Annotated in this window: 1 protein-coding gene and 1 pseudogene; one reads left to right on the top strand and one right to left on the bottom strand. The window is 80.9% G+C overall.

Annotated elements, in window-relative coordinates; translation table 11 throughout:
* The coding region (locus FVS66_RS35395) for a hypothetical protein (RefSeq protein ID WP_222946887.1) at positions 1-187 on the bottom strand (187 nt) is incomplete at its 3' end.
* Between the two features lie 114 nt (positions 188-301).
* Between FVS66_RS35395 and FVS66_RS35390 the strand changes: the two are divergent.
* Positions 302-577 (top strand): annotated as a pseudogene (locus tag FVS66_RS35390) (hypothetical protein); the annotation flags it as partial.

The raw sequence follows: 577 nt of genomic DNA, 5'->3' as shown, positions 1-577 counted from the left end.
ACGCGCGCTCGCGGGCGGCCAGGAGCGCCCCGCACCGGCGGAGGGCACGGCCCGGGCGCCCTTCGCGCTGCCGCCCGCAGCGGCAGACCGTCCGGCGGGGCAGGCGCAGGCGCGGGTACAGGTACAGGGTCAGCCGCAGGCGGAAGGCCAGGGTCGGGTCGGCGCACCACTCGACGAGAGCCGCCACGACGCCATACGTACGGACCCGGGCGCCGACCACACCCCGCCGCAGCCACACCCGCTCCCCGTCCCGCCCGGCGGCCCCGTCCCGCCGGGTGCCCCGGTTCCGAACGGTGCCCAGGTGCCGAACGGCGCTCCGGTTCAGCCGGGCACCCAGGTCCCCACCGGAGGCCCTGTCCCGCACGGCGCCCATGCAGTACCGGCTGACGCCGCCGTCCCGCCGGGCACGCCCACGCCGGCCGACACCCAGGTCCCACCGGGCGCGCAGGTCCCGACCGGCACCCCCGACCCGCACGGCGCCCATGGCCTACCGGCCGACACGCCCGTCCCGCCGGGCACGCCCACCCCGGCCGGCGCCCAGGTCCCGCCGGGCGCGCACGCCGTACCGGCCGCCGCG

This window comes from Streptomyces sp. TRM49041 (assembly GCF_008271805.1).
GTDB lineage: Bacteria > Actinomycetota > Actinomycetes > Streptomycetales > Streptomycetaceae > Streptomyces.
Note: the sequence above shows the minus strand (reverse complement) of the source record. Positions and strands in the feature narration are given on the sequence as shown.